Source organism: Mycobacterium sp. E3247 (assembly GCF_001667785.1).
Classification (GTDB): Bacteria; Actinomycetota; Actinomycetes; order Mycobacteriales; family Mycobacteriaceae; genus Mycobacterium.
In genome coordinates, this window is the sequence record NZ_LZJG01000162.1 from 21,953 (window position 1) to 28,345 (window position 6,393).

Genomic DNA, 6,393 nt, shown 5'->3' on the forward strand with positions numbered 1-6,393 from the left:
TCGCAAATTTTTTCTGTTGCCGCCGTCACACTGTCGGACGGGCGTTCCTACTTCACCGTGGGCAGGTCGGGGCTGGACACGTCGTAGGTCCGCCCCGGCTGCGTCAGCAGCGCGGCCAGCTTCTCCGCCTTCTCGTCGGTGCGATCGGTCGTCCCCCAGATCACCACGCGACCGTCGCCCAACGTGAGCGTGATCGAGGCCACCGAGGGTGCCGCGATCCGGCCCACCTGGCCCGCGACCTCGGGCCGCAGCGCGGTCAGCACCTGCAGCGCCGCCTTGGTCGCCGGGTCGTTGGGACCGGGATTGGCGACGTCGAGGTACGGCAGCGCCGGCGGCGGCGGCCCGGTCGCGAAATCGACGCCGTCGCGGTCGAAGAGGTGCGGGCCGTCCGGAAAGTCCTTCACCGCCACCGGAATTCGCTCGACGATCGTGATCCGCAGCGCCGAGGGGTACTGACGCTGCACTCGCGCGCTGGCCACCCGACGGATCGCCGCCACCCGGTCGGCGACCTGGTTGGTGTTGATCTGCAACAGGGGCGTCCCGGGCCGCACCTGCGCCGCGTCCAGCACTTCCTCCCGGGTCACCTCACCGGTGCCGACCACGACAATGTTGCGGGCCGACATCGCCGGGGTGAAATAGAGGATCAGCGCGAGCCCGACGCCCAGGACGACCAGCAGCACCGTCACCAGCAGCATCTTCAGGCCGCGAACCACGCCGCGGGCGACGGGTTTGGGCTCGTCGACCGGACGTCCGCTGGCCCGGCGTTTGGCCTCGCGGCGCGCTTCCTCGATGGCGGTGGCACGCGCTTGCGCGGCGCGGCGTTCCGCTCGTTCGCGGCGGGCCCGCCGGCGCGGCCCCTCGAATTCGTCCGGTTCCGCCGACGTTTCGGCCTCGGGTCCTCCGACGAACAGCGGCTCGGTCAGGTCTTCTCCGGCCGCGTCGGCGCCGGTCGGTTCGCCGACCACCGGCGTCGCGTCGTTCGGCTGGGTCATTGGAGGACTCCCGGGCGCCCGGGCGCGCTGCGGTTGTCCCGGATGCGCAGCGCGGTCACGATCTCCGGCCCCAGCAGGGTCACGTCGCCCGCGCCCATCGTGACGATGACGTCACCGGGGCCGGCGACCGCGGCCACCTGCTCGGCGACCGCGGAGAAGTCGGGCAGGTAGCGCACCGGCACGGTGACGTGCTCGGCGACGCTGGCGCCGCTGACGCCGGCCAGCGGTTGCTCGCGCGCGCCGTAGACGTCGAGGACGAAGACCTCGTCGGCGGCGTCGAGCGCGCGACCGAACTCCACGGCGAATTCCTTTGTGCGCGAATATAAATGGGGCTGGAACACGACCAGGCTGCGACCGCCGCCGCTCTGTTCGAGCACGGTGCGGACGGCGGCCAGCGTGGCGCTGATCTCGGTGGGATGGTGGGCGTAGTCGTCGAAGACACGCACGGACCCGGCGTTGCCGACCAGTTCGAACCGCCGGCGCACCCCCTCGAAGCCGGCCAGGCCGTCGAGCACCCCGTCGACCGGGGCGCCGATCTCGAGCGCGGCCAGCAGCGCGCCCAGCGCATTGAGCGCCATGTGCCGGCCGGGCACCGACAGCCGCATCACGCGGGGATGCTGTTCGCCCGCCAGCTGGATGTGCGCGACCGCTTCGGTGCCCTGCTGCTCCCAGGACAACAGGGTGGCCGCGAGCTCGGGCTGCGGCGGGGATCCGTAGCGCAGCACCCGGATTCCCAGCTCGGCGGTGCGCTCCGCCAGCGCGGCCGCGCCCGGGTCATCGACACACACCACCAGCACTCCCCCGGGGGCCAGTCGCTCGACGAAGGCGTCGAACACCCCGACGTAGGCGTCGGCAGTGCCGTAGAAGTCCAGGTGATCGGTTTCGATGTTGGTGACCACCGCGACGTTGGGCGTGTATTCCAGCAGCGAGCCGTCGCTTTCGTCGGCCTCGGCGACGAAGCAGTTGCCGCTGCCGTGATGGGCGTTGGTTCCGGCCTCCCCCATCTCGCCGCCGACCGCGAAGGACGGGTCGCGCCCGCAGTGCTGCAGCGCGACGATCAACATCGACGTCGTCGTCGTCTTGCCGTGTGTGCCGGTGACCATCAGCGTGGTGCGCCCGGCCATCAGACTGGCCAGCACCGCCGGCCGCAGGATCACCGGGACGCCGCGCCGCCGGGCTTCGACGAGCTCGGGGTTGGTCTTCGGGATGGCCGCGTGGGTGGTGATGACCGCGGTCGGGCCGCCGGGCAGCAGGTCGAGCGACGACGCGTCGTGGCCGATGCGGATCGACGCGCCCCGGGCCCGCAGCGCGTGGATGCCACGCGACTCCTTGGCGTCGGACCCGGACACCAGCGCGCCGCGGTCCAGCAGGATGCGGGCGATGCCGGACATGCCGGCTCCCCCGATGCCCACCATGTGCACCCTGTGCAGCTCGGGGGGCAACTCGGGCGGCGGCGGCTGCCCGGCGTTCACCGTCGCCCTCCCGCCGCTGCCTTCCTGGCGATGTCGAGCGCCGCCTGGGCCACCTGGCGCGCTGCGTCGGGATGCCCCACCCGCGCGGCGGCCGTCGTCATCGCGGCCAACCGCAGCGGGTCGTTGAGCAGCCCGGCCACCTCGCGGGCCACCAGCTCCGGCGTCAGGGCCGCGTCGGCGACCACCATGCCGCCGCCGGCGTTGACCACCGGCAGCGCGTTGAGCCGCTGCTCGCCGTTGCCGATCGGCAGCGGCACGTAGATGGCGGGCAAGCCGACCGCCGAGACCTCGGCGACGGTCATGGCGCCCGACCGGCAGATCGCCAGGTCGGCCGCGGCGTAGGCCAGATCCATCCGGTCGAGGTAGGGCACCGCCACGTAGGGCGGATCACCCGGCCGGCGCTCCGGCAGTTCCAGGGTGTTTTTCGGTCCGTGTGCGTGCAGCACCGACACGCCCGCGGCCGCCAGGTCGGCCGCGGCGCCGGACACGGCCCGGTTCAGCGACACGGCGCCCTGCGAGCCGCCGAACACCAGCAACACCCGCGCGTCGCCGGCGAACCCGAGGTGCCTGCGCGCCTCGGCGCGCAGCGCAGCGCGGTCCAGCGAGGTGATGGCCTCCCGCACCGGGATCCCGACCACCTCGGCGCGCGGCAGCCCGCAATCGGGCACCGCCGACAGCACCCGGTCGGCGCGGCGGGCGCCGATTCGGTTGGCCAGCCCGGCGCTGGCGTTTGCTTCGTGGATCAGCACCGGGACGCGCCGCCTGCGGCTGAGCCCGCGCGGTATACCGCGGGCGGCCAGGTACGCCGGCAGCGCCACGTATCCGCCGAATCCGATGACGACGTCGGCGTCCACCGCGTCGAGCACCGCGCGGGTCTCGCGGACCGCGCGCCAGACCCGCGGGGGCAGCCGCGCCAGGTCGCCGCTGGGCTTACGCGGCAGCGGCACGGGCGTGATCAGCTCGAGGTGGTAGCCGCGCTGCGGCACCAGCCGGGTCTCCAGCCCCCGGTGGGTGCCCAGCGCGGTGATGCGCACCTGCGGGTCGAGCGCGCTGAGCGCGTCGGCCACGGCCATCGCGGGCTCGACGTGGCCGGCGGTGCCCCCGCCTGCCAGCACCACCGACAGGGGCTTAAAAGCCGACAACGCGGCACCGGCGGGCTGGGGACTTGTCCCCCGCCCGCCGGTCGGCTTGCTGACCGTGTCGTTCACCCGTAACGCTGACCTTCCAGTGCGCGAGCGCGTCGTGCCTGACGCTGGCCGGCTCCCCGACTGGCGGAGCGTTGGCCAGATCCATGATGCACCGCCCTGCGGGCCGGGCGGGCGCCTGTGCGGGAGAACGCCGGCCGCAGCGGTTCCTCAGCCTTGTGCGGGGCCTTGCGGTAGGCCTTCTGGGAGGCCTTCTGGGAGGCCTTCTGCGAGGGCTTCTGCGAGGCCTTCTGCGAGGGCTTCCGGGCCGGCGCCTGGGCGGCCTTGCGCGTGCCGGTGCGGGACGGGGCCCCGTTGGCCGGCGGCTTGCCGCCGCGTTTGCGGTCGCGGAACGACTCGAGCCGGGTCGGCACGTACGGCTGGGGCAGTGGCAACCGCAGGAACCGGTTCACCTTGTCGTCGCGGCCGGCGCGCAGGGCGGCCACCGCCTCGGGTTCGTGCCGGGCCGCGTTGGCCATGATGCCGATCATGAAAAGCGTTGCCGCCGTGGAGGTTCCACCCGCCGAAATCAGCGGCAGCTGAATCCCGGTGACCGGCAGGATCCCGATCACGTAGCCGATGTTGATGAACGCCTGACCCAGCACCCACATCGTGGTGGTGGCGGTCAGCAGCCGCAGGAACGGGTCGGCCGACCGGCGCGCGATGCGCATCCCGGTATAGGCGAACAGCCCGAACAGGACCAGCAGCCCGAAGGCGCCGACGAAGCCCAGCTCCTCGCCGATGATCGCGAAGATGAAGTCGTTGTGGGCGTTGGGCAGGTAGTTCCACTTGGCGACGCCCTGCCCCAGGCCGTCGCCGAAGATGCCGCCGTGCGCCAGGGCGAACTTCGCCTGACGCGCTTGGTAACCGGTGTCCATGGGGTCGTTCTCGGGGTTCATCCACGACTTCACCCGGTCGGAGCGGTAGCCCGCCGACATGGCCAGCACGGCGCCGGCCATGAAGACCGCCAGCAGCGAGGTGGCGAAGACGCGCAGCGGCAGCCCGGCGTACCACAACAGCGCCAGCAGGATGATGCCCAGCGACACCGTCTGCCCCAGGTCGGGCTGCGCCACGATCAGCGCCAGCGCGATGACCGCGGCCGGCACCAGCGGGATCAGCATCTCGCGCAGCGAGGCCCGCTCCAGCCGGCGGGCCGCCAGCAGGTGCGCGCCCCAGATGGCGAAGGCGATCTTGGCCAGCTCGGACGGCTGCATCGAGAAGCCGGCGATGACGAACCACTTCCGGGAGCCGTTGGCCAGGTTGCCGATGCCGGGCACCAGCACGAGCACCAGCAGGATGACGGTGACGACGTAACCGGTGAACGCGACGCGGCGGATGAACCGCACCGACATCCGCAGCGACGCGTAGCAGGCGATCAGGCCGATCACCGTCCACAAAACCTGCTTGCCGAAGATCACCCAGGCCGACCCGTCGGCGTCGTAGGACCGCACTCCCGACGCCGAGAGCACCATGATCAAACCGAGCGTCGTCAGCAGCCCGGCCACCGCGATGATCAGGTGAAACGAGGTCATGGGCCGGCTCAGCCAGGCGCCGAACCGGTTCCGCCCCTCGCCGGCGAGCCGGGCTTTAGCCGCCGGCTTGGCCTCCGAGCTGCCGGCGGAGCTCACCGGGGCGGTCGCGGCGTCGGCCTCCCCCGGCTCGTCCGCTGTGGCGTCGGAGGTCTCCGCGGCGGCGGTGTCTGAAGTGTCTTTGCCCCGGCGTCTCAGCCGGGTCAGAGGGTTACCCACGCCCGCCTACCGGGTGGCCGCGCGGACGGCGGCAGCGAAGGCGTCGCCGCGGGCGGCGTACCCGGTGAACTGGTCGAACGACGCACCGGCCGGAGCCAGCAACACCGTGTCGCCGGGCCGTGCCAGGTCGCGGGCCGCGGCCACCGCCGCCTCCATGACCGAAGCGCCGGCATCCGGGCCCGAATGTTTCACTTCTGTCACATTTGCACCACTAGCCACAGCCGTCGCATTCATATCAGCATCCTCGCCTGTCACAACCTGGACGACGGGGACATCCGGCGCGTGTCGCGATAACGCCTCTGCAACCTCTTGGCGATCTCGGCCGATGAGCACCGCGCCGACCAGCCGGGGGGCGATCCTGGCGACCTCGGCGTCCACCGATGCGCCCTTGAGTAGGCCGCCGGCCACCCACACCACGCGCGGGTAGGCCAGCACGGACGCCTCGGCGGCGTGCGGGTTGGTGGCCTTGGAGTCGTCGACGTAGGTGATGCCGTCGGCGACCGCGACGACCTCCGCCCGGTGCCGGCCCACCCGGAAGGAGGCGATCGCCTCCGCGATCGGCTCGGCGGGCACGCCGACGCTGCGGGCCAGCGCCGCCGCGGCCAGGGCGTCCAGGATGCCGACGGGCCCCGGCACCGGGATCGAGTCGACCGGCAGCAGCCGGAGGTCGTCGGCGAAGGCGCGGTCGATCAAGTGGCCGTCCCGCACGCCCAGTTCGCCCGCCGCCGGTGCGCCGAGCCGGAATCCGACGCGCTGCGGCGCCGCGGCGGTCTCGAGCAGCGCGGCCGCCCGGGCGTCGTCCAGCCCCACCACCGCCACCCGGCCGCCGAGCACCCGCGCCTTGGCGGCGGTGTACTCGGCCATGGTGGAGTGCCAATCCAGGTGGTCCTCGGCGATGTTGAGGACGACGCCCGCGTAGGGGCGCACCGACGGGGCCCAGTGCAGCTGGAAGCTGGACAGCTCGACGGCCAGCAGATCGGCCGGCGCCTGCAGGACG

Annotated in this window: 5 protein-coding genes; all 5 read right to left on the reverse strand. The window is 72.6% G+C overall.

The features are described from left to right. Nucleotides 1-47: 47 nt before the first annotated feature. On the reverse strand, nucleotides 48-992 hold the full coding sequence (locus A9X04_RS08855; RefSeq protein WP_067919437.1) for a cell division protein FtsQ/DivIB: 945 nt from the start codon (nucleotides 990-992) through the stop codon (nucleotides 48-50). Continuing rightward, nucleotides 989-2,407, reverse strand: a complete 1,419-nt coding sequence (gene murC, locus A9X04_RS08860; protein ID WP_067919450.1) for a UDP-N-acetylmuramate--L-alanine ligase — start codon at nucleotides 2,405-2,407, stop codon at nucleotides 989-991. Before murC ends, A9X04_RS08855 begins: the two co-directional genes overlap by 4 nt. Nucleotides 2,408-2,460: 53 nt before the next feature. Further along, nucleotides 2,461-3,672, reverse strand: a complete 1,212-nt coding sequence (murG, locus tag A9X04_RS08865; protein WP_067919439.1) for an undecaprenyldiphospho-muramoylpentapeptide beta-N-acetylglucosaminyltransferase — start codon at nucleotides 3,670-3,672, stop codon at nucleotides 2,461-2,463. After that, complete coding sequence (gene ftsW, locus A9X04_RS08870; protein WP_067919441.1) at nucleotides 3,669-5,396, reverse strand: putative lipid II flippase FtsW; 1,728 nt, start codon at nucleotides 5,394-5,396, stop codon at nucleotides 3,669-3,671. Before ftsW ends, murG begins: the two co-directional genes overlap by 4 nt. Before the next feature lie 6 nt (nucleotides 5,397-5,402). After that, the coding region (murD, locus tag A9X04_RS08875; RefSeq protein WP_067919443.1) for a UDP-N-acetylmuramoyl-L-alanine--D-glutamate ligase at nucleotides 5,403-6,393 on the reverse strand (991 nt) is incomplete at its 5' end.